The organism is Kaistella sp. SH40-3 (assembly GCF_030686865.1).
Classification (GTDB): Bacteria; Bacteroidota; Bacteroidia; order Flavobacteriales; family Weeksellaceae; genus Kaistella.
Map to the genome: position 1 here is coordinate 1 of NZ_JAQYUS010000020.1, position 2,581 is coordinate 2,581.

Below are 2,581 nucleotides of genomic sequence, written 5' to 3' on the forward strand. Positions count from 1 at the left end.
TATTTCTGCAGGCGGGATAAAAATACGAAAACTTTCTACTTGCTGAAAACTTAATTAATCGCTAAAATCTTCGATGAAAACTTCAAACCCGCTTGTAGAAATACCGTGTTGAACTAAACCTCCGGTAGCTTTTCCTGAGGCTGTTTTATTAACTTTGTTTGATCATAACATAAAATAAAATCTCTAAAATGGCTACAAAAAAAAATCTCCGGAGGATTTAAGAACGAACAAAATTTTGAATCGCGCTTCAAGCGAAGTTAATGGTTTTTCGGAACTGATACAACGTTTCGAAAGAAATATTTCAATCCAAGGAAAAAGTCCCAGAACCTTTGATAATTATTCGCGGCATGTAGCAGCAATGGCGCTGCATTTTAAAACTTTACCCACCGAACTAGATCCGGAACAGGTCAAAGATTATCTCTTCGAACTTCAGCAGCGATCAAAAACACCTTCCCAGACTTATTTTAAACACACGGTTTATGGACTGCGATTTCTTCTGAAAGCCGAAGGCTTACCTTACAGTTTTCTACATCTTCCTGCCATTCCAAAAGTCAAAAAACTGCCGACTATTTTAAGCCGTCAGGAAGTTTGGCGCATGCTTCAAACGGCGCAATTACTGAAACATAAACTGCTCATCGGTCTGATTTACGGGTGCGGACTTCGATGTATGGAAGTGCGGAATATCGAACTTCATCATCTTGATTTTGACCGACAAATGCTTCACGTTGTTCAGGGTAAAGGTCAAAAAGACCGTTATGTTCCTTTATCCGAACATTTAATTCGGGGACTTAAAACCTTTATTTCCGTGGAAAATCCGACTCAATATTTATTCAATGGAAATCAAAATAGAAATATTGAAGAGATTGACCAGCCAGATTCCGGCAAAGCGGATTTTGATTCCAGATACAGTCAAAGAGGCGTTCAATGGGTCATCAAAACGGTGAGCAAAAAAGCAGGAATTACCAAAGTTGTTCATACTCACACTTTGCGACACAGCTTTGCCACGCATTTATTGGAAGATGGAGTTTCTATCATTATGGTTCAGAAACTTTTGGGTCATGAAAGAATTGAATCGACGATGGAATATCTTCATGTCTGTCAGTTGTCAGATCAAAAACCCCACAGCCCTTTGGATACCGTTTTCGCTTTATGCAGTAAAAATGGAAACCCGAAGTAAAGGCGGAAGTGTTGCTGATGTCCTTCGTAAAATCAATTTATCGGCTCAGAATTTTACGGTTCATCAGGAAAAAACGCTTCGGGCTTTATCGTATTGTAGAACTTCTGCCTTGGGTGGTCATATTGATGCGTGTGATGGTTGCGGCAATCTTTCCATCAGTTACAACTCCTGTCGTAATCGGCATTGTCCGCAATGTCAAGGTCATAAAAAAGAAGAATGGATTCAGAAACGCGAACAGGATTTATTGCCGTGCAGTTATTACCACGTGGTTTTTACGCTTCCCGAAGAACTCAATGGTTTAGCGATCTCTCAACCGGCATTGTTGTACAAAACTTTATTTGAAGCAGCTTGGGCAACTTTAAATCAGTTTGGTAAAAATAAGGGAATCCAACTGGGAATGATTGCGATTTTGCACACTTGGGGACAAAACCTGAGTCTTCATCCACATTTGCACTGCATTGTTCCAGGTGGCGGAATTAATAAACAAGGCAAATGGCGGGCGAAGATAAAATCTGATAAATATCTCTTCTGTGTAAAAGCGATGAGTGTGGTTTTCCGCGCAAAGTTCGTGGCATCATTAAGAGCTTCCGGAATTAAAGATCAGGATTTAATAGATCAACTCTTCACCAAAAACTGGGTCGTTTATGGCAAAAGACCTTTTGGTGGTCCGAAACAAGTGATCGAATATTTAGGGAGATATACCCACAAAGTTGCCATCAGCAATCACCGCATCAAAGAAGTTACGGATCATGAAGTTCGTTTTGGGTACAAAGATTATCGCAAAGAAGGTCAGAAAAAGGAAATGACTTTATCGAATACTGAATTTGTGCGCAGATTTAGTCTTCATATTTTGCCTGGAAGGTTTGTAAGAATAAGGCATTACGGAATTTTGAGCAGCTCCTGGAAACGCGGGAAACTTCAGGATTTACAATCAGATTTAAAAATCCAGATTACAGAAGTGAAACCGAAAACTTTGCTTAAAAAATGTCGGTGTTGCAAGGAAGGAAATTTAATCACCATCGCACTTTTCGGACAACGTGGCCCACCTCAGGATTTTCTTGCCATTTTCAATGCCTCGTCTGCAAAATAAACTTTGTGGGTAAGGGATTTTATATCTTAAAAGTAAAGAAAAGCCCGTGAGTGCCTGAAAAAACCTCACCTCAGTTCCCAAAAAAAGCAGTCCTTCCGAAAAAACTGCTTTGTATCTCTAAATTCTAAAAACGACATCCCCATAAGAGGACCATCATACTGCTGAAAAGCCACCGGAGCTTCCGTTCAACGGGCTTTCATCTCGTGTCCTGCGGACAAGACGAAAGCTTAGTTATTGAACTAAACCTCCGGTAGCTTTTCCTGAGGCTGTTTTATTAACTTTGTTTTTATTCAACAAAATAAAATCTCTAAAAT

General features: G+C 39.8%; 2 protein-coding genes. Both read left to right on the top strand.

The window, feature by feature from the left end; translation table 11 throughout:
* The first annotated feature begins 235 nt into the window (after positions 1 to 235).
* Positions 236 to 1,177 carry a tyrosine-type recombinase/integrase gene (locus PUH65_RS14775; RefSeq protein ID WP_305520865.1) on the top strand — a complete coding sequence of 314 codons (942 nt, stop codon included), beginning with the start codon at positions 236 to 238 and terminating at the stop codon, positions 1,175 to 1,177.
* On the top strand, positions 1,161 to 2,267 hold the full coding sequence (locus PUH65_RS14780; RefSeq protein WP_305520866.1) for an IS91 family transposase: 1,107 nt from the start codon (positions 1,161 to 1,163) through the stop codon (positions 2,265 to 2,267). Before PUH65_RS14775 ends, PUH65_RS14780 begins: the two co-directional genes overlap by 17 nt.
* Positions 2,268 to 2,581 lie beyond the last annotated feature (314 nt).

Bases quoted from the DNA above. Each gene is read 5' to 3' on its own strand.
- PUH65_RS14780 (WP_305520866.1), top strand. From the start codon at position 1,161: ATGGAAACCCGAAGTAAAGGCGGAAGTGTTGCTGATGTCCTTCGTAAA.